Here is an 18,680-nt window from a genome sequence, read left to right as displayed (position 1 = left end):
ACTGTGATGATTAAGCAATACCTGCAAGTAACAAAACCAGGAATTATTTTCGGAAATTTAATTTCTGTCATCGGGGGGTTTCTGCTGGCTTCTAAAGGCAGCATTGACTATTCCCTGTTTCTCTTCACCTTAGTCGGCGTCTCGCTGGTGGTTGCATCAGGTTGTGTTTATAACAACTTTATCGACCGTGATATCGACAAAAAAATGGAGAGAACCAAGAATCGGGTGCTGGTTAAAGGCCTTATCTCTCCGAAATTAAGCCTGGTTTATGCAACCGTTTTGGGTATTGCTGGCTTCGCAATGCTGTATTTCGGAGCAAATCCGCTGGCCATGTGGCTGGCGGTGATGGGTTTTGTGGTTTATGTCGGCGTTTACAGCCTGTACATGAAGCGCAACTCCGTATACGGCACTCTGATTGGCAGTCTTTCCGGAGCTGCGCCTCCAGTGATTGGCTACTGCGCCGTCACCAACCAGTTTGATGCTGGTGCATTGATTCTGCTGGCTATCTTTAGCCTGTGGCAGATGCCGCATTCTTATGCGATTGCTATCTTCCGCTTTAAAGATTACCAGGCGGCCAATATCCCGGTTCTGCCGGTGGTGAAAGGTATCTCTGTGGCGAAGAACCATATCACGCTGTATATCATCGCGTTTATGGTTGCCACACTGATGCTGACGCTGGTGGGCTATGCCGGGTATAAATACCTGGTTGTGGCAGCTGCGGTCAGCGTCTGGTGGCTGGGTATGGCACTGTCAGGTTACAAAACTCAGAACGATCGTGTCTGGGCGCGTAAGCTGTTTGTGTTCTCGATTGTTGCCATCACCGCGTTAAGCGTGATGATGTCTGTCGACTTCATGACCCCCGCCTCCAAAGACCTGCTGACGTACATCAGGTAACAGTAAGCACATCACTACTAAGGGCGCGATTTCGCGCCCTTTCTTTTTGTTACGACTGAATAAAAAGTAATGTTTTACCCGCCCTCCCCTCACACATAAACTATGTGCATACGACAGACTGAGGTAGTAATGAACGATAATAAAATGACTCCGATCGAGCTGCGCGCGACCTGGGGTTTGGGGACGGTTTTTTCCCTGCGGATGCTGGGAATGTTTATGGTATTACCCGTTCTTACCACTTATGGCATGGCATTACAGGGAGCCAGTGAGGCATTAATTGGATTCGCCATTGGCATCTACGGTTTAGCACAGGCCATATTTCAAATTCCCTTTGGACTTCTATCTGACCGCATTGGCCGTAAACCGCTGATTGTGGGTGGGTTATTGATTTTTGTTTTGGGTAGCGTGATCGCTGCCATGACTACGTCAATCTGGGGGGTTATCCTCGGGCGTGCCTTACAGGGCTCCGGCGCCATTGCTGCTGCGGTAATGGCTCTGCTGTCGGACCTGACGCGTGAACAGAACCGCACCAAAGCGATGGCGTTTATCGGTATCAGCTTCGGCGTTACCTTTGCCATTGCGATGGTACTCGGCCCAGTGATTACTCACGCTTTTGGCCTGCACGCATTGTTCTGGATGATTGCATTGCTGGCTAGCGCTGGGATCGTTATCACCCTTCTGGTGGTGCCATCGACGTCAAACCACATGCTTAATCGTGAGTCCGGCATCGTTAAGGGCAGCATCCGTGATGTATTGACCAACAGCCGCCTGGTGAAGCTGAATATCGGTATTCTGTGCCTGCACGTTCTGCTGATGTCGAGCTTCGTTGCCCTACCCGGGCAATTTGAGCAAGCAGGGCTTCCTCCTGCCGAGCACTGGAAAGTATATCTGGTCACCATGCTGATCGCCTTTGCCAGTGTGCTACCGTTCATTATCTATGCTGAAGTCAAACGCCGTATGAAGCGCGTCTTTGTCGGCTGCGTGGTATTAATGCTGATAGCCGAGGTGGTGCTGTGGGGTGCCGGTAATCATTTCTGGACGTTAGTGATTGGTGTACAGCTGTTCTTCATCGGCTTTAACCTGATGGAAGCGATTCTGCCTTCTCTGGTAAGCAAAGAGTCCCCTCCTGGTTACAGAGGGACAGCGATGGGGCTTTACTCCACCAGCCAGTTCCTCGGTGTGGCGATTGGTGGCAGCATGGGCGGCTGGGTGTATGGTCACATTGACGCACAAAGCGTCTTTCTGATTGGCGCGTTGATAGCCGTCGTCTGGTTGCTGGTCAGCCTGAGTATGCAGGAGCCGCCTTACGTCAGCAGCCTGCGCATCACTCTGGAAGCGAGTCATGAAGACAAAGAGGTTCTGGAGCAACGTTTGAAAGCCCAGCCGGGCGTGGCCGCAGTGTTTATCGTGCCGGAAGAGCGCAGTGCTTACGTGAAAATTGACAGCAAGGTGACCAGCCGCGCCGAAATAGAAAAGCTGATTGCCACCGCGGCATAATACGCAAACGGGCGGACCGAAAGAGAAGGCCCGCCCCTTATATCGACAATGATCAGGTAAAAAAGACCCGTTGTGGTCGACCCTTTTTCCGGTCTACCTCTCTGGATAATCGTTTTTCCCGACCGGTCAGATCACTAGTCTCGGAAGTTTTTGAACTGGAACGGCTGCCCCAAATCCGCTTTACGCACTAATGCCATCGCGCCCTGCAAATCGTCACGAGATTTACCGGTTACGCGCAGTTCATCACCTTGGATCTGCGTCTGTACTTTGATTTTGCTGTCTTTGATCTGCTTAACCAGTTTCTTAGCGATGTCGCTTTCGATGCCTTTTTTCATTTTGGCCTCGACGCTCCAGCTCTTACCGCTGTGTACAATCTGCTCAGGAACGTCCAGTGCAGCCCCTTCAATCCCGCGCTTCAACAGCTTTTCACGCAGAATATCCACCAGCTGCTTCACCTGGAAGTCAGACTCACTTAATACTTTGATGGATTCGTTCTTCTCAATCAGCTCAAAGCTGGCTTCTACACCGCGAAAATCGAAACGGGTAGCGATTTCACGGTTAGCAGTATCTACTGCGTTACGCACTTCCTGCATATCAATTTCAGAAACGATATCGAAAGATGGCATGATCTATTCTCCTGATACTAAAGTGACAGGCATAATACCTGCTTGCAGCAGGTAAATAAAACCGCTGGCGCTGAAAGCTATAATAATGAGCAGGACGGTTAACTCAACCCGCACGCGGGGAGGAACAATGAAAATTACCGTACTTGGATGCGGAGCTTTGGGGCAGATCTGGCTGGCTGCACTTGAACAACAGGGACATGACGTTCAGGGCTGGTTGCGGGTTCCGCAGCCTTATTGCTCGGTGAACGTAGTCGGCCTGAATGGCGAGACAGCGAATAAAACATTCATTGCTAATGACCCCACCTTTCTCGCTGACAGCGAATTACTGATTGTCACGCTAAAGGCCTGGCAGGTTTCAGAATCGGTAAAGAATATGCAGTCTGTCCTGCCCGCGCACTGTCCGGTGCTGCTGTTGCATAACGGCATGGGTACGCTGGACGAGTTGAAAGGCCTACCGCAACCCCTTTTACGAGGTGTCACCACCCATGCCGCCAGACGCGATGGCACTGTCATCGTGCATGTTGCTTCCGGCATTACCCATATTGGCCCCGTCACGACTGCGGGAGCCGACATGAGCGAACTGGCAGAAGTGCTACATCGCGCATTGCCTGACGTTGCCTGGCACAATAACGTTGCCTCCGCCGCCTGGCAAAAACTGGCAGTTAACTGTGTGATCAACCCACTGACTGTCTTCTACGACTGCACAAATGGTGAACTGGCCGAACATCGCCCGGAGATCGAAGCCTTAAGCAATGAGGTTGCCGCCGTCATGGAGCGCGAAGGCCAGCACACCTCACGTGAGTGGTTGATCGACTATGTGCTGGAAGTGATTCGCAGTACGGCGGGTAACACATCGTCTATGTTGCAGGATATTCGCGCACAACGGCGCACCGAAATTGACTACATCAATGGCTATGTTATCCGTCGTGCGCGCGCACAGGGGATCACTACCCCGGAAAATAGCCGTCTTTACGAATTTATTAAGCGAAAGGAACAAGATTATGACCGCGAATCCATCGGTTCTGGTTTGCCTGGCACCTGGGAGTGAAGAGACCGAAGCCGTCACCACCATCGATTTACTGGTGCGTGCCGGGATCAAGGTGGTCACTGCCAGCGTCGCTGACGATGGCAACTGCGAAATCGTCTGTTCGCGCGGCGTCAGACTGCTGGCCGATGCACCGCTGGTGGAAGTGGCCGACGATGACTATGCCGCCATTGTGCTGCCCGGTGGCTTGAAAGGCGCGGAATGCTTCCGCGATAGCCCACTGCTGGTAGAGACCGTACGTCATTTTAATCAGGCGGGAAGAATTGTGGCCGCGATCTGCGCCGCCGCAGGCACCGTGCTGATACCGCACAATCTGTTTCCCGTCGGCAATATGACGGGGTATCCGGGTCTGAAAGAGACCATTCCGGAAGAGAAATGGATGGATCGTCGCGTGGTGTGGGACAGGCGCGTTAATCTGCTGACCAGCCAGGGGCCAGGCACCGCGATTGATTTTGCACTGAAGCTGATCGATTTAGTGGCAGGAAAAGAGAAAGCGCGGGAAGTGGCAGAGCAGATGGTGCTGGCTGCCGGGATTTACGATTACCGCGATTAATTTTTTGTAAGTGTGCGACCGGACACACCAGACGTCGGCGGCGCAGCCAGTTCGCGTCCGGCCAGCGCACAGCCACCGCAGCGTACATCAGTACGTGAGGATGGCGAGCACTGCCCGGACGCGAAATGGCAAGTAAGCCAGGATGGAACAAACTTAAGGACGATACACTTTAACGTTTTTAAAGCCCTGCTCATGCAGGTAGAGTGCCTGCAAGCGGCTCATCACGCCACGTTCACAGTACAGCAACCAGGTTTTACTCTGATCGAGGTCGCCAAACTGCGTCCCCAGTTTATAGAACGGCAACGGTTTCACTTCCACGCCATCCAGCGCCAGCGGTCGTGCATCCTGCTCATCGTTAGAGCGGATATCCAGAATCACATCGTTGTCAGAGAAAGAAGCCACAGTTTCGACTTCTACCACTTCTTCTTCTGTCTTCTCCGCGATCTGGCGAATATCGACGTTGGTCGCTTCATCCACCATACGATCCAAAATACTGAAGTCAAAATTCTGCTCTTCAGCTTCGATCTTCGCTTTAACGGCTTTCACTGTCGGGCTTTTAGAGATCACACCGCAATATTCCGGCATCGTCCGGGCGAAATCTTCCGTTCCGATTTCACGAGCAATCTTGATGATGTGTTCTTTGTCATGTGAGATCAGCGGACGCAGGATCAGCGTATCGCTGGCGTTATCGATCAAACGCAGGTTGGTCAGCGTCTGACTGGATACCTGACCTAAGGCCTCACCCGTTACCAGCGCCTGAACACCGTAGCGCTCTGCGACTTTCGATGCCGCACGAACCATCATACGTTTCAGCACCACGCCCATCTGACCATCATCGACTTTTTCGAGGATCTCGCCTACCACCGGCTCGAAGTTAATCGCGACAAAACGCACGCGGTGCGAGCTGCCGTAACGCTTCCACAGGTAGTGCGCCACCTGGCGAACACCAATTTCATGGGCAGCGCCACCGAGGTTAAAGAAGCAATAATGCACGCGACACCCACGGCGCATCAGCATATAGCTGGACACGCCGGAGTCAAAACCACCGGAAATCAGCGATAACACATCTTCCTGGGTGCCGATTGGATAACCACCGATCCCTTCATAGCGAGCAGTCACCAGAATCAGGCGATCGTCTTCAATTTCCAGATTCACGGTCACTTCAGGCCGGTTAAGCTGGACCTGAGCCGTTGCGACATGCTGATTCAGACCACCGCCGACGTAGCGTTCCACATCTTGCGAGCTGAACTCATGCTTTCCACGGCGTTTCACACGCACGCTGAATGTCTTGCCTTCAATGCGCTCGCGGTTCATTTCCAGAACCTGCTCAAAAATATGATGCACATCGGTGTATGAACGGTCTTCCACCGCCAGCACATGATGAATGCCGGGGATGCGCGTCAGTTCAGCGACAATCGCCGCTCGCTGGTTTTCATCTTTGGCACGGACTTCGATGTTGTCCCAGTGGCGAACCACGGCGAGGGTTTCATCGTAATGTTTGAGAACGTTGCGGATGTTACCGGTGAGGATTTTGATAAAGCGCAGGCGTACAGACTGACTTTTGATCGTAATTTCAGGGAATAACTTAATGATAAACTTCATGGCGGCATGTATTCGTCAGGTAATTAAGTGCTGAAAAGGAGGGCACTTAACTGATAAAATCAGAGTCTTGCAAATTGGCTTACGCCCTTTGCATCCAGGCGCAGTAGTATATCATCTTTGTACAGTGGCTGCTTCTTCATCTGCGGCCCTGATTCCCCTTCCCGGCAACACGAAAAATGCAGGGATATTTTGCTAATCATTTAGAGTCAGCTACCATGAGCGCTCACTGATGAAAATGATAAGTCAGGACCCAAAATGCCGAAAAAAGCCGAACAGCCCGTCAGTTTCGAAACCTCACTGCAACAGCTTGAGCAGATCGTCACCCGCCTCGAAAGCGGTAACCTGCCGCTGGAAGATGCGCTGAATGAATTTGAGCGGGGCGTACAGTTGGCCCGTACCGGGCAACAGACGCTGCAACAGGCTGAACAGCGCGTACAGATTTTACTGAGCGATGACAAGAACGCCGACCTGACGCCTTTCACGCCGGAAAATGACTGATGGATTTCAACGTGTTACTCACCGCGCACTATCAGCGGGTGAATGCCGCACTGCAACGATTTATTGCGCAACTTCCCTTTCAGAGTACTCCTCTGGTGAATGCCATGGAATATGGTGCATTATTGGGGGGTAAGCGGTTGCGCCCATTCCTGGTGTATGCCACGGGTGAAATGCTGCATGCTGACGATGCTGCGCTCGATGCGCCAGCCGCTGCCGTTGAATGTATTCACGCGTATTCCCTGATCCACGACGACCTGCCAGCAATGGATGATGACAGTCTGCGACGTGGCCAGCCCACCTGCCATATTAAGTTTGGCGAAGATTCAGCCATTCTTGCAGGGGATGCGTTACAGACTCTGGCCTTTTCTATCCTTGCCGATACACCGATGCCCGGTGTGGCGGCTGAAGCGCGTATTGCTATGCTGTCGGAGCTGGCTCAGGCCAGTGGTGTGGCAGGCATGTGCGGGGGCCAGGCGCTGGATCTCGCCGCCGAAGGCAAGCAGGTCAATTTACATGAGTTGGAGCAGATTCATCGCCATAAGACGGGCGCGCTGATCCGCTCTGCCGTTCGCCTGGGTGCACTGGCTGCTGGCGAACCCGGGCGTGCAGCACTGCCCGCGCTTGATCGCTATGCTAATGCGATCGGCCTCGCCTTCCAGGTGCAGGATGATATTCTCGATGTTATTGGCGATACTGCCGTACTCGGCAAACGGCAGGGAGCCGATCAGCAATTAGGTAAGAGCACCTACCCGGCACTGATGGGACTTGACAGTGCGCGGGCAAAAGCATGGGATCTCTATCAGGAGTCCCTCAGCGCATTAGAAACGCTTGCCGCACAGTCTTACAACACGGCCCCACTGCGGGCGTTGGCAGGCTTTATAATTGAACGCGATAAATAACTTCAAATGAGTCACTGATGAGTTTTGAACCTGCAAAATACCCGACGCTTGCTCTGGCAAGCACGGTGCAAGAATTACGTTTGCTACCGAAAGAGAGCCTGCCAAAACTCTGTGACGAGCTGCGCCAGTATCTGCTCGACAGCGTCAGCCGCTCCAGCGGTCATTTTGCGTCTGGTCTTGGCGTGGTGGAACTTACTGTGGCACTGCACTATGTCTATAACACGCCGTTCGATCATCTGGTGTGGGATGTGGGCCATCAGGCCTACCCGCATAAGATCCTGACCGGACGACGCGACCGTATCGGTACTATTCGCCAAAAAAATGGCCTGCACCCGTTCCCATGGCGCGATGAAAGTGAGTTCGACGTTCTCAATGTCGGCCACTCATCCACCTCGATCAGTGCCGGGCTGGGAATGGCGGTGGCAGCAGGTAAAGAAGGTAAAGATCGCCGTACCGCCTGTGTTATCGGCGACGGTGCCATCACCGCAGGTATGGCTTTCGAAGCCATGAACCATGCGGGCGATATCAAAGCTGATTTGCTGGTGGTACTGAACGACAACGAAATGTCGATCTCAGAAAACGTCGGCGCGTTAAACAATCGCCTGGCGCAGATCCTCTCCGGGAAAACCTATTCACGCCTGCGTGAAGGGGGCAAAAAAGTGCTGGGCGGTCTGCCGCCCATCAAAGAGCTGGTCAAGCGCACGGAAGAACACCTGAAAGGGATGGTGGTGCCAGGCACGTTATTTGAGGAGCTGGGCTTCAATTATATTGGCCCGGTCGATGGTCACGACGTACTGGCCTTGGTGCATACATTGCGTAATATGCGTGCCCTGAAAGGCCCGCAGTTCCTGCATGTGATGACCAAAAAAGGCAAAGGCTACGCTCCGGCAGAGAAAGATCCCATCAGCTGGCATGCCGTACCAAAATTCGACCCGGCCAGTGGCCTGCTACCAAAAAGTGCCGAAGGCCTGCCAAGCTATTCGAAAATTTTTGGCCAGTGGCTGAGTGAAACCGCCGCTGAAGACAGCAAACTGATGGCGGTAACGCCTGCCATGCGTGAAGGCTCCGGTATGGTCAGCTTCTCGCGTGACTATCCACAGCAGTATTTTGACGTGGCGATTGCCGAGCAGCACGCGGTAACCTTTGCCGCCGGGCTGGCGATTGGTGGTTACAAGCCGGTGGTGGCGATTTATTCCACCTTCCTGCAGCGAGCCTACGATCAGCTGATTCATGATGTCGCCATCCAGAAGCTGCCCGTGCTGTTTGCTATCGACCGTGGCGGCATTGTCGGTGCCGATGGCCAGACCCACCAGGGGGCATTTGATATTGCCTTCCTGCGATGCATTCCCAATATGGTCATCATGACCCCAAGCGACGAGAACGAATGTCGCCAGATGCTTTACACCGGCTATCACCACAACAGCGGTCCAAGCGCAGTACGTTACCCGCGTGGTAACGGCACGGGAGCAACCATTGAACCACTGGCGGCTCTGCCTCTGGGCAAAGCTCGTAAGCTGCGTCAGGGTAGCTCACTGGCTATCCTCAACTTCGGGACATTACTGCCAGAAGCGGCGGCAGCGGCGGAAGCCCTGGATGCCACGCTGGTGGATATGCGCTTTGTAAAACCGCTGGATGACGCGTTAATCCTCGAACTGGCGGCCAGCCATGACGCACTGATTACTCTTGAAGAGGGCGCAATCAAAGGCGGTGCTGGTAGCGGCGTCAACGAATTACTGATGGCAAAACGTACGCTGGTGCCGGTGCTGAATATTGGTCTGCCGGATGAATTTATTCCGCAGGGGACTCAGGACGAGGTCCGCACGGATTACCTGTTGGACGCTGCCGGGATCCGTCAGCAAATCGACGCCTGGCTGGCACAGTAACTCGCCCCCTGTGATACAAAATGCTCCTTTTACCGGGAGCTTTTTTTTGCCTGCTATGATTACCACAGGACAAATAGCAGGAGCCAATATGAAAACCCTACAGTTAGCCAATACGGATTTGACCGTTTCCCGCCTTTGCCTGGGCTGCATGACCTATGGTGAACCCGATCGGGGCAAGCACGCCTGGACACTACCCGAAGAGAGCAGCCGCCCGCTGATTAAGCAGGCCCTGGATGCGGGAATCAACTTTTTTGACACTGCCAACAGCTACTCTGACGGCAGCAGCGAAGAGATCGTCGGCCGTGCACTTCGAGATTTTGCCCGCCGTGACGAAGTGGTGGTAGCCACCAAGGTCTATTTCCCAATGAGCAACCTGTCTGGTGGTCTGTCGCGTGCCAATATACTGCAATCCATTGATGACAGTCTGCAACGCCTGGGCATGGAGTACGTCGACCTGCTGCAAATCCACCGCTGGGATTACGACACGCCGCTGGAAGAGACGCTGGAAGCCTTGCACGACGTGGTGAAGGCCGGTAAAGCGCGTTATATCGGGGCCTCCTCCATGCATGCCAGCCAGTTTGCCACGGCGCTGAGTACCGCCGATCGCCACGGCTGGACTCGCTTCGTCAGCATGCAGGATCAGTACAACCTGATCCAGCGAGAGGAAGAGCGGGAAATGCACCCCCTGTGCCTGAAAGAGAAGATTGCTGTTCTGCCGTGGAGCCCACTGGCACGTGGCCGCCTGACACGCCCGTGGGGCGAAACGACCGCCCGTTCCGTCTCCGATGAATACGGTCAGACGCTCTACAGCCAGAGCGAGGAAAATGACGGTGAGATCGCCCAGCGCGTGGAGAATATTGCCAAAGATAAAGGCGTGAGTCGTGCGCAAGTTGCTCTGGCCTGGTTGCTGAGCAAACCCGCGGTCACCGCACCGATTATTGGCGCATCGCGCAGCGAACAACTGGAGGATCTGGTGAAAGCGGTAGAGGTGGAATTAAGTCAGGAAGAGATTATTGAACTGGAAAGTGTTTATAAGCCGCATCCGGTGGTGGGATTCGAATAACAGATAACGGCTCGTAGGGGTCGGCATGCCCGACCCGATACATTCACATCAGCCAGTAGTGCGCGGCGGCAAACAAAATTCCGGCGGAGATAACCCCGGCGATAATATCGTCGACCATTATGCCCATGCCGCCGTGGACGTTGCGGTCAAACCAGCGTATAGGCCAGGGTTTCCAGATATCCAGCACTCGAAACACCAGGAAGCCCGCCAGTACCCACTGCCAGCTGTTCACCGGGATCGCCATCAGCGTGATCCACATCCCGATAAACTCATCCCAGACAATGCTGCCATGGTCATGTACGCCCATATCCTTCGCCGTGCGATGGCAAAGATAGACGCCAATGCTGATACCCAGCAACAGCGCCAGGGAATAGAGATCCTGCGGCAGTAAATTGAGCAGATACCAGAAGGGAATGGCCGCCAGCGAACCTGCTGTTCCCGGCATCCACGGGCTCAGGCCACTACCAAAACCGGTCGCCAGCAGATGCCACGGATTACTCATCTTCAGGCGACTTTTCGCCACATCTTTAGCGCGAGCCAAAATGGTCAAATCCTTTCAGGTTCATCTCTACCGGCTTATCGCCCTGCAACAGCGTTAGCCCTTCCGATTGCGGAGCAATCTGTCCGATACAGGTAAACGGCACGCCCAGATAGCCCAGCGCCACGTCCAGCGCACCACGGTTAATCTCAGGAACGGTAAAGCACAGCTCATAATCTTCGCCGCCGCTCAGCGCCCAGTGCAACGCCTGCTGAGGTTCAAAATGCTGTTTCAGCACGGTCGACAGCGGTAGTGCATCAAGATTCAGACGTGCCCCACAGTCGCTGGCTTTGAGAATATGGCCCAGATCGGAGATCAGTCCATCGGAGAGGTCGATCGCGGAACTTGCCAGATCGCGCAGCGCCTGCCCCTGAAGGATGCGCGGCATCGGCCGCAGATGGCGTTTGATCAACACTTCATGAGCAGCCGGATCGTTAATCTTGACATGATGCTGCAACAGCTCAAGACCCGCAGCGCTGTCGCCCAGCGTACCGGTCACATAGATCCAGTCACCGACGCGTGCACCACTGCGTTTCAATGCCCTGCCCTGCGGCACCAGACCGTGAATGCCCAGCGTCATACTGAGGGGACCGCGCGTGGTATCACCGCCAATCAATTGCATATCGTAGTAATCGAGCAGTTCAAACAGGCTGTCGCTAAAGTCTTTCAGCCAGTCTTCATTAATGTCTGGTAACGTCAGAGCCAGCGTCAGCCATGCAGGATCGGCGCCCATGGCAGCCAGGTCACTCAGGTTTACGGCAAGCGCTTTGTATCCGAGGTCGGCGGGATGAATATCACGCAGAAAATGCACACCTTCTACCAGTGTGTCAGTGCTAATAGCCAGCGTCTGTTTTTCCGGTACGCTGAGTAATGCGCAGTCGTCACCGATGCCTTTTTCAACATCACGACGGGAACTGGTCACACGGTCAAAATAACGCGCGATCAGTTCAAATTCGCCACAGGCCATAATGCATTCCGGGAGTAAAAAAACAGGCCGTGATTAGCGGCCTTAGAGAATTATTTGCGGTTTGGGCGGATGAACGGGCCAGCTTTATCCAGCACGCCGTTGACAAACTTATGGCTGTCTTCAGCGCCGAACACTTTAGCCAGTTCAATCCCTTCATTAATCGCAACTTTGTAGGGAACGTCTGAACGCTTGCTGAGCTCAAACAGAGAGATACGCAGGATAGCCTTCTCAACCTGCCCCAGCTCTTCCAGCTGACGTGACAAGTAAGGTTGCATCAGGCCGTCGAGGTATGCACTGTTAGTTGCAACGCCGCCGACCAGCTCACGGAAGTAAGTAATATCGACGTCTTTAACGTCCTGTTCCGCCAGAAACTGGTATTCGACATCAGCGATGTCGTTTTTGGAGATTTGCCAAGAGTAAAGTGCCTGAACAGCACATTCACGGGCGCGGCGACGAGCAGCAGGTTTCACGAAATTCCCCTTAAAATCAGGCTTTGATGCCTTTCAATACGTTAATCATTTCCAGAGCGGTCAGGGCTGCTTCAGCACCTTTATTACCCGCTTTGGTACCGGCGCGTTCAATGGCCTGCTCGATGTTTTCGGTGGTCAGTACGCCAAAAGCAACCGGGATATCGCTGTTCATGGCAACGCTGGCCAGGCCAGAGCTGGCCTCACCTGCCACATATTCGAAATGGGCTGTACCACCACGGATTACGGTGCCAAGTGCAACAATCGCATCATGTTTGCCAGCGTTAGCTAGCGCACGTGCAGTCATTGGCAGCTCATAGGCACCTGGAACCCAGACAACGGTGATGTTTTCATCTTTGACCTGACCAATACGCTTCAGGGCATCGATTGCACCGCTCAGCAGGCTGTCGTTGATAAAGTTGTTGAAACGCGCAATAACCAGAGCAACGCGCGCATCAGGGGTAGCAACAGCAGCTTCAATAACGTTCATAATCTTCCTTTCAGGGTTCTGTTTGGCCCCGCAGGGGGGCGGATTCTATCACACTCTTTACCGGTCTGCTTGTTTTTGCGCAAACCGCTATAACGGGGTCAGCGTCAGGCGTAAGTCCGGCCCAACCTGACGAACATCAGTAAAGGCAAAGGCAGGCGCATCGGTAAGATGCTCAAGGCCCGGCAGTTGACAAAGGCCGCGCCCATTATCGCCCAGAAGTTTGGGGGCGAGATACACAATCAGCTCATCCACCACACCGGCCTGCAACAATGCACCTGCAAACTGCGCTCCGGCTTCCACCCAAACGCTATTAATGTGTTTTCTTCCCAGCAGCATCATCATCGCCACCAGATCAAGCCGCCCGTTATGACGGGGCACGCTGAATTGAGTGACGTTATCAGGCCACGTCTGTTCATCGCAGTCGGTACGCGCCAGCCAGGTTTCCCCGGATTGTGCAATAAGTTGATGCTGCGGTGTGACGCGATTCTGGCTGTCGACAATAATTCTTACTGGCTGACGCAACAGGTCTGCTGGGTAATCGGCCTGGGTTGCGCTATCCAGCTCGTGGTAGCGCACCGTCAGCGACGGATTATCAGCCAGCACCGTTGCGCTGGTGCTGAGAATGGCAGAACTTTGCGCACGCAGACGCTGAACATCGCGTCGCGCCTGTGGCGACGTGATCCACTGGCTTTCACCACTGGCCAATGCGGTGCGGCCATCCAGCGATGCGCCCAGCTTCAGCTGTACCCAGGGGAATCCGGTACGCATACGCTTCAGGAAACCACGATTAAGCGCTTCCGCTTCCTGCATCATCAGACCGTGGCTGACGTCAATTCCTGCCTGCTGTAAACGGTACAGACCGCGACCCGCCACTTCCGGGTTCGGATCCTGCATTGCCGCCACGACCCGGGTCACACCGGCGCCGATCAACGCATCGCAGCAGGGCGGCGTGCGCCCGTGATGGCTGCACGGCTCCAGCGTGACGTACGCGGTCGCTCCCTGCGCTTTATCACCCGCCATACGTAGCGCATGCACTTCCGCGTGGGGTTCACCGGCACGCAAATGATAGCCTTCACCCACTATCTCGCCGTCGCGCACGATGACACAGCCGACATTCGGGTTGGGGGTCGTAGTAAAACGGCCACGGCTCGCAAGGGATAGCGCACGTGACATAAACACTTCATCACGCATCGCGTCAGTCCTGTAAACGGGCGATTTCTTCGCCAAATTCGCGGATATCTTCAAAGCTGCGGTAGACCGAAGCAAAGCGGATGTAGGCAACTTTATCCAGTTTTTTCAGCTCATCCATCACCAGACTACCGATCAGTTTACTGGCCACTTCACGCTCGCCCGTAGCGCGTAACTGACTTTTGATATGGCTGAGGGCTGTTTCCACCGCGTCTGAATTCACCGGGCGTTTCTCCAGTGCTTTCATCAGACCGCTGCGCAGTTTGTCCTCATTGAAAGGTTCACGCACGTCATTGCTTTTCACTACGCGCGGCATCACCAGTTCCGCGACCTCAAACGTGGTAAAACGCTCATGGCACATCAGACACTGACGACGACGGCGTACCGAGGTGCCCTCCCCGACCAGGCGGGAGTCGATCACTTTCGTATCCACGGCAGAACAGAATGGGCAATACATGACGCGTCCTGATTATCCTTAATAGTGTCAGCTAGTGTACCGCGAACCCGGCGATGTGCCAAAGGTGCGTCAGAAAAACTGTCCTGATTTTATGGGGCTTATGCAACAAAATGCCGTATTTCTTTGCAGGCGATCAAGACCCGTTTGCTCTAAGATAAAGTCATTCGCGTTAATCAGAAGGAAATGAACAATGACAAGCGCTTATCTCAAATTGTCACTGGGATCACTGTTACTGCTGGCGGGCTGTGCCAGTACGCCACCGCAACCGAAACTCAATCAGTTACATAACGAAGTCGGGAAACTGACCCAGGAAATGCGCCAACTGACCAATCAGGCCGCCGCGCTGGAGCAGCAGGGGAATCTTAACAGCGGGTCGGCACAGGGTGCATGGTTACTGCCAGCGGCGAATACCGGGGTGATACTGAAAAGCCAGGCGGGTGAACTGAAGCTGTCATTGAGTCATGTCCAGGCGGAAGCCAACGGCACGCGCGCCCTTCTACATATACGCGCCACAGGCGATGCGCCGCTACCCGCGTTTACCGCTCAGGTCGAATGGGGTGAGTTGGATAGCACGACCAGCAAGCCACTGACGGTAAACAGTCAGGTGCAACGTATTGAGGTCACCCGCGCGCTGCTGGCGAAAAGTGAAGCCACGGTGCCATTACGTTTAAGCAACCTGCCGCCGGAACAATTGGGATATGTGCGGGTACATGATGTAGTGCTCAGCACTGAGCCGCCAGCGACCAGCACACCATAAAAAAAGGGCCACGCAATGCGTGGCCCTTCCAATCGCCTCCAGGGGGACACCTGTTTTGGTCCGCCCGGGATTAAGGCAGAATCGAAGGCTGATCTGCGCCCTCTTTTTCCACTTTCTGCTGCAGCATATGCTCGCGTTTCATGCCCAGCTTCAGCGCCAGCGCGGAAGAGACATAAATCGACGAGATGGTACCGATAGTGATACCGATCAGCATGGTCAACGAGAAGCCTTTCAGCAACGCGCCACCGAACACAAACAGAATCGCGACCATCGCCAGGGTGGTTACCGAGGTGATAATGGTACGGCTCAGCGTCTGCGTCAGGGAGACGTTGGTGATATCGTAAGACGAACCGCGACGGATCTTGCGGAAGTTCTCACGAATACGGTCCGAGACCACGATTTTATCGTTCAGCGAGTAACCGATAACCGACATCAGTGAGGCGATGATCGTCAGGTCGATTTCAACCTGGAACAGCGCCAAAATGCCGGCGGTTATGATCACGTCATGGGCCAGTGCCAACACAGTACCCAGTGCCAGACGCCACTCAAAACGGAAACCAATGTAGATCAGGATGGCAATCAGCGCAGATAATAGCGCCATACCGCCAGCCTGAGCCAGATCGCTACCCACGCTTGGGCCGACGAACTCAATACGTTTTACCGTTGCCTGCTGCTGGGTTGCCTCGTTGATCGTTGCCAGCACTTTCGCGCCCAGCTCCTGACCGGCATTCCCTTCGCGCGGTGACATACGAACGATCACGTCACGGCTGCTGCCAAAGTTCTGTACCTGCGGCTCATCAAAACCTGATTTTTCCAGGCTGGTGCGCAGCATATCCAGTTCTACGGGTTGCTCGAGGTTAATTTCAATCACCGTACCACCGGTGAAATCCAGACCCCAGTTAAAACCACGCACGCCCATAATGGCAACGGATGCAATCAGCAGCAGTACCGAAATGGCAAACGCCAGCGTGTCCCAGCGCATAAAGTCATAGACTTTACGGCCGTGGTTCAATTGTTCAACACTATGTTCCTGTGACACAACGCACTCCTCAGATAGACAGCTTGTTGATGCGTTTGCCGCCGTACAACAGATTGGCAATGGCGCGAGTACCAATAATTGCGGTAAACATCGAGGTCGCAATACCGATTCCCGTGGTGATCGCAAAGCCTTTGATTGAGCCAGTACCGACTGCGTACAGGATCAACACTTTAATCAGCGTCGTGACGTTAGCATCAACGATACTGGAGAACGCGCCTTTATAGCCTTCATGGATCGCCTGCTGAACGGAACGTCCGTTGCGCAGCTCTTCCTTGATACGTTCGTTAATCAGTACGTTAGCATCCACCGCAACCGCCAGCGTCAGCACAATACCGGCAATTCCCGGCATGGTCAGCGTAGCACCCGGCAGCAGCGACATGATACCGACAATCAGCACCAGGTTAGCCAGCAGCGCACTGGTCGCAATCAGACCAAATTTCTTGTACCACACCACCATAAAGATGATGGAAGCGATAAGGCCCCACAGGCAGGCTTCCAGACCCTGAGTGATATTCTGCTGACCCATTGTCGGGCCAATAGTACGCTCTTCAACAATCTGGATCGGTGCAATCAGCGCCCCGGCACGCAGCAGCAGAGACAGCTGGCGCGCTTCGTTCGGGTTATTGATGCCGGTGATACGGAAGCTGTTACCCAGACGAGACTGGATATTCGCCACGTTAATCACTTCTTCCTGCTTCTCAAGGATTGAGCGACCGTTGGCGTCTTTCTTCCCGCTGTCTTTGTACTCAACAAACAGGGTTGCCATCGCTTTACCGACGCTGTCCTTGGTGAAGTTGGACATGATGTTACCGCCAGCGCTGTCCAGGGAGATATTAACCTGAGGCTGATTGTATTCATCGGTGCTTGAGGTGGAGTCGGTGATGTGGTCGCCGGTGAGGATCACACGCTTGTACAGCACAACAGGCTGGCCATCACGGGTGTCTTTCACTTCAGAGTCGCCCGGAACGCGGCCGTTCGCAGCGGCAGTGGCATCCACAGAGGTATTCACCAGACGGAATTCCAGCGTTGCGGTTGCGCCGAGGATCTCTTTCGCGCGTGCAGTATCCTGAATACCCGGCAATTCCACGACGATACGGTCAGAACCCTGACGCTGTACCAGTGGTTCTGCAACACCCAGCTGATTCACACGGTTACGCAGAATATTAATGTTCTGCTGTACCGCGTATTCACGGGCTTCACGCAGTCGCTCATCAGACATGACAGCCGACAGGGCATTGCTGCCACTGCTGTTGATGACCATATCGCGGTGACGGCCTGCCAGATAGCTGACAGCTTGATCACGTGCTGCGGCATCACGGAAACGAATTTCCAGACCGTAATTATTGATTTTGCGAACGTTAACGTAAGGGATGCTTTTATCACGAAGGTCACTTCGCAGGTTATCGATGTTCTGTTCCTGGAGTTTACTCAGAGCAGTATCCATATCGACTTCCATCAGGAAGTGAACGCCACCGCGCAGATCGAGACCGAGTTTCATCGGTTCCGCATTGAGCATGGCTAACCAGGACGGTGTTGCGGGAGCGAGGTTAAGCGCCACGACGTAGTTATCGCCCAGCGTTTTAGTAATCGCTTCACGCGCGCGCATCTGCACGTCCGTGTTGGCGAAACGCGCCATAATAGCGCCATTTTCCAGCGCGAGTGATTTGCTCTGGATATTATCTTGTTTTAATGCGGTCTGGATCTGAACCAGCGTTTGCTCACTGGCGGCGCTTCCGCGCGCACCAGTGATCTGAACGGCCGGATCCTCACCATACAGGTTAGGAAGTGCATACAGCAGACCGACGAGTAACACGACGATCAGCATGATGTACTTCCACAAAGGATAACGGTTTAACACGGCAGTTCCCTTAGGGAAATCGAAAATTAAAGCGCTTTCATTGTACCTTTCGGCAGAACGGCAGCGACGAAGTCACGTTTGACCACAACTTCAGTGGTTTCGTTCAGTGCGATAGCAACATAGCCGGTTTCAGCAACTTTTGTCACACGGCCCACCAGGCCACCGGTGGTCAGCACTTCATCACCTTTAGAAATTGAGTCCATCAGTTTCTTGTGCTCTTTCGCACGTTTCTGCTGAGGGCGCAGGATCATAAAGTAGAAAATCAGACCAAACACAACCAACATAATCACCAGAGAGTAAGGACTTCCCTGAGATGGTGCTGCGGCTGCTACGGCATCAGAAGTGAAAAAGCTCATTAA

The 18,680-nt window shown here is 53.9% G+C and carries 20 protein-coding genes; 9 read left to right on the top strand and 11 right to left on the bottom strand.

Going from position 1 to position 18,680, the window contains the following annotated elements; translation table 11 throughout:
• Nucleotides 1-6: 6 nt before the first annotated feature.
• Nucleotides 7-894 carry a heme o synthase gene (cyoE, locus tag LJN55_RS05085; RefSeq protein ID WP_133846310.1) on the top strand — a complete coding sequence of 296 codons (888 nt, stop codon included), beginning with the start codon at nt 7-9 and terminating at the stop codon, nt 892-894.
• A gap of 129 nt (nt 895-1,023) precedes the next feature.
• Nucleotides 1,024-2,391 carry an MFS transporter gene (locus LJN55_RS05080; RefSeq protein ID WP_133846309.1) on the top strand — a complete coding sequence of 456 codons (1,368 nt, stop codon included), beginning with the start codon at nt 1,024-1,026 and terminating at the stop codon, nt 2,389-2,391.
• Nucleotides 2,392-2,525: 134 nt separating this feature from the next.
• Here LJN55_RS05080 and LJN55_RS05075 read toward each other — a convergent pair whose 3' ends face one another.
• A complete protein-coding gene (locus tag LJN55_RS05075; RefSeq protein ID WP_133846308.1) occupies nt 2,526-3,017 on the bottom strand; it encodes a YajQ family cyclic di-GMP-binding protein in 492 nt (163 codons plus the stop codon).
• Nucleotides 3,018-3,144: 127 nt separating this feature from the next.
• Here LJN55_RS05075 and panE point away from each other — a divergent pair, with 127 nt between their 5' ends.
• Entirely contained in the window at nt 3,145-4,065 is a 921-nt protein-coding gene (gene panE, locus LJN55_RS05070; protein WP_133846307.1) for a 2-dehydropantoate 2-reductase, read from the top strand.
• Entirely contained in the window at nt 4,019-4,615 is a 597-nt protein-coding gene (gene yajL, locus LJN55_RS05065) for a protein deglycase YajL (RefSeq protein ID WP_227535792.1), read from the top strand. Before panE ends, yajL begins: the two co-directional genes overlap by 47 nt.
• A gap of 153 nt (nt 4,616-4,768) precedes the next feature.
• Here yajL and thiI read toward each other — a convergent pair whose 3' ends face one another.
• Nucleotides 4,769-6,217 (bottom strand): tRNA uracil 4-sulfurtransferase ThiI, encoded by a 1,449-nt coding sequence (gene thiI / locus LJN55_RS05060; protein ID WP_133846304.1) that lies wholly within the window; start codon nt 6,215-6,217, stop codon nt 4,769-4,771.
• Between the two features lie 255 nt (nt 6,218-6,472).
• Here thiI and xseB point away from each other — a divergent pair, with 255 nt between their 5' ends.
• From xseB to LJN55_RS05040, 4 genes are all read left to right on the top strand, one after another.
• On the top strand, nt 6,473-6,715 hold the full coding sequence (xseB, locus tag LJN55_RS05055) for an exodeoxyribonuclease VII small subunit (protein ID WP_133846303.1): 243 nt from the start codon (nt 6,473-6,475) through the stop codon (nt 6,713-6,715).
• On the top strand, nt 6,715-7,614 hold the full coding sequence (ispA, locus tag LJN55_RS05050; protein WP_133846302.1) for a (2E,6E)-farnesyl diphosphate synthase: 900 nt from the start codon (nt 6,715-6,717) through the stop codon (nt 7,612-7,614). Before xseB ends, ispA begins: the two co-directional genes overlap by 1 nt.
• 17 nt (nt 7,615-7,631) lie before the next feature.
• Nucleotides 7,632-9,497, top strand: coding sequence for a 1-deoxy-D-xylulose-5-phosphate synthase (gene dxs / locus LJN55_RS05045; RefSeq protein WP_133846301.1), 1,866 nt, complete (start codon nt 7,632-7,634; stop codon nt 9,495-9,497).
• A gap of 88 nt (nt 9,498-9,585) precedes the next feature.
• Nucleotides 9,586-10,560 carry an aldo/keto reductase gene (locus LJN55_RS05040; protein ID WP_159337671.1) on the top strand — a complete coding sequence of 325 codons (975 nt, stop codon included), beginning with the start codon at nt 9,586-9,588 and terminating at the stop codon, nt 10,558-10,560.
• Nucleotides 10,561-10,603: 43 nt separating this feature from the next.
• Here LJN55_RS05040 and pgpA read toward each other — a convergent pair whose 3' ends face one another.
• The 6 genes from pgpA to nrdR form a co-directional block, all read right to left on the bottom strand.
• The gene (pgpA, locus tag LJN55_RS05035; RefSeq protein ID WP_166653760.1) at nt 10,604-11,110 is read right to left on the bottom strand and encodes a phosphatidylglycerophosphatase A; all 507 of its coding nucleotides are present in this window, start codon (nt 11,108-11,110) and stop codon (nt 10,604-10,606) included.
• Nucleotides 11,088-12,065, bottom strand: coding sequence for a thiamine-phosphate kinase (thiL, locus tag LJN55_RS05030; RefSeq protein ID WP_133846298.1), 978 nt, complete (start codon nt 12,063-12,065; stop codon nt 11,088-11,090). Before thiL ends, pgpA begins: the two co-directional genes overlap by 23 nt.
• Nucleotides 12,066-12,115: 50 nt before the next feature.
• Nucleotides 12,116-12,535, bottom strand: a complete 420-nt coding sequence (gene nusB / locus LJN55_RS05025; RefSeq protein ID WP_133846297.1) for a transcription antitermination factor NusB — start codon at nt 12,533-12,535, stop codon at nt 12,116-12,118.
• Between the two features lie 16 nt (nt 12,536-12,551).
• Complete coding sequence (gene ribH / locus LJN55_RS05020; protein WP_227535791.1) at nt 12,552-13,022, bottom strand: 6,7-dimethyl-8-ribityllumazine synthase; 471 nt, start codon at nt 13,020-13,022, stop codon at nt 12,552-12,554.
• A gap of 87 nt (nt 13,023-13,109) precedes the next feature.
• Nucleotides 13,110-14,213, bottom strand: a complete 1,104-nt coding sequence (gene ribD / locus LJN55_RS05015; protein WP_227535790.1) for a bifunctional diaminohydroxyphosphoribosylaminopyrimidine deaminase/5-amino-6-(5-phosphoribosylamino)uracil reductase RibD — start codon at nt 14,211-14,213, stop codon at nt 13,110-13,112.
• Nucleotides 14,214-14,217: 4 nt separating this feature from the next.
• Nucleotides 14,218-14,667: a transcriptional regulator NrdR gene (gene nrdR / locus LJN55_RS05010; protein ID WP_133846294.1), complete on the bottom strand. Its 450-nt coding sequence runs from the start codon at nt 14,665-14,667 to the stop codon at nt 14,218-14,220.
• A 190-nt stretch (nt 14,668-14,857) separates the two neighbouring features.
• Here nrdR and LJN55_RS05005 point away from each other — a divergent pair, with 190 nt between their 5' ends.
• The gene (locus LJN55_RS05005) at nt 14,858-15,424 is read left to right on the top strand and encodes a SadB/YajI family lipoprotein (RefSeq protein WP_133846293.1); all 567 of its coding nucleotides are present in this window, start codon (nt 14,858-14,860) and stop codon (nt 15,422-15,424) included.
• Between the two features lie 70 nt (nt 15,425-15,494).
• On the opposite strand, the gene secF is transcribed toward LJN55_RS05005, so the two are convergent.
• From secF to yajC, 3 genes are all read right to left on the bottom strand, one after another.
• Nucleotides 15,495-16,406 carry a protein translocase subunit SecF gene (gene secF, locus LJN55_RS05000; RefSeq protein ID WP_234472242.1) on the bottom strand — a complete coding sequence of 304 codons (912 nt, stop codon included), beginning with the start codon at nt 16,404-16,406 and terminating at the stop codon, nt 15,495-15,497.
• A gap of 67 nt (nt 16,407-16,473) precedes the next feature.
• Nucleotides 16,474-18,321 (bottom strand): protein translocase subunit SecD, encoded by a 1,848-nt coding sequence (secD, locus tag LJN55_RS04995; RefSeq protein ID WP_133846291.1) that lies wholly within the window; start codon nt 18,319-18,321, stop codon nt 16,474-16,476.
• Nucleotides 18,322-18,347: 26 nt separating this feature from the next.
• Nucleotides 18,348-18,677, bottom strand: a complete 330-nt coding sequence (gene yajC / locus LJN55_RS04990) for a preprotein translocase subunit YajC (RefSeq protein ID WP_062747803.1) — start codon at nt 18,675-18,677, stop codon at nt 18,348-18,350.
• Nucleotides 18,678-18,680 lie beyond the last annotated feature (3 nt).

The sequence above is a fragment of the Erwinia rhapontici genome (assembly GCF_020683125.1).
Classification (GTDB): Bacteria; Pseudomonadota; Gammaproteobacteria; order Enterobacterales; family Enterobacteriaceae; genus Erwinia; species Erwinia rhapontici.
Note: the sequence above shows the minus strand (reverse complement) of the source record. Positions and strands in the feature narration are given on the sequence as shown.

Excerpts from the sequence above, each read along its gene's own strand:
- cyoE (WP_133846310.1), top strand. The coding sequence starts at position 7 with ATGATTAAGCAATACCTGCAAGTAACAAAACCAGGAATTATTTTCGGA.
- LJN55_RS05080 (WP_133846309.1), top strand. The coding sequence starts at position 1,024 with ATGAACGATAATAAAATGACTCCGATCGAGCTGCGCGCGACCTGGGGT.
- LJN55_RS05075 (WP_133846308.1), bottom strand. The coding sequence starts at position 3,017 with ATGCCATCTTTCGATATCGTTTCTGAAATTGATATGCAGGAAGTGCGT.
- panE (WP_133846307.1), top strand. The coding sequence starts at position 3,145 with ATGAAAATTACCGTACTTGGATGCGGAGCTTTGGGGCAGATCTGGCTG.
- yajL (WP_227535792.1), top strand. The coding sequence starts at position 4,019 with ATGACCGCGAATCCATCGGTTCTGGTTTGCCTGGCACCTGGGAGTGAA.
- thiI (WP_133846304.1), bottom strand. The coding sequence starts at position 6,217 with ATGAAGTTTATCATTAAGTTATTCCCTGAAATTACGATCAAAAGTCAG.
- xseB (WP_133846303.1), top strand. The coding sequence starts at position 6,473 with ATGCCGAAAAAAGCCGAACAGCCCGTCAGTTTCGAAACCTCACTGCAA.
- ispA (WP_133846302.1), top strand. The coding sequence starts at position 6,715 with ATGGATTTCAACGTGTTACTCACCGCGCACTATCAGCGGGTGAATGCC.
- dxs (WP_133846301.1), top strand. The coding sequence starts at position 7,632 with ATGAGTTTTGAACCTGCAAAATACCCGACGCTTGCTCTGGCAAGCACG.
- LJN55_RS05040 (WP_159337671.1), top strand. The coding sequence starts at position 9,586 with ATGAAAACCCTACAGTTAGCCAATACGGATTTGACCGTTTCCCGCCTT.
- thiL (WP_133846298.1), bottom strand. The coding sequence starts at position 12,065 with ATGGCCTGTGGCGAATTTGAACTGATCGCGCGTTATTTTGACCGTGTG.
- ribH (WP_227535791.1), bottom strand. The coding sequence starts at position 13,022 with ATGAACGTTATTGAAGCTGCTGTTGCTACCCCTGATGCGCGCGTTGCT.
- ribD (WP_227535790.1), bottom strand. The coding sequence starts at position 14,213 with ATGCGTGATGAAGTGTTTATGTCACGTGCGCTATCCCTTGCGAGCCGT.
- nrdR (WP_133846294.1), bottom strand. The coding sequence starts at position 14,667 with ATGTATTGCCCATTCTGTTCTGCCGTGGATACGAAAGTGATCGACTCC.
- LJN55_RS05005 (WP_133846293.1), top strand. The coding sequence starts at position 14,858 with ATGACAAGCGCTTATCTCAAATTGTCACTGGGATCACTGTTACTGCTG.
- secF (WP_234472242.1), bottom strand. The coding sequence starts at position 16,406 with ATGCGCTGGGACACGCTGGCGTTTGCCATTTCGGTACTGCTGCTGATT.
- yajC (WP_062747803.1), bottom strand. The coding sequence starts at position 18,677 with ATGAGCTTTTTCACTTCTGATGCCGTAGCAGCCGCAGCACCATCTCAG.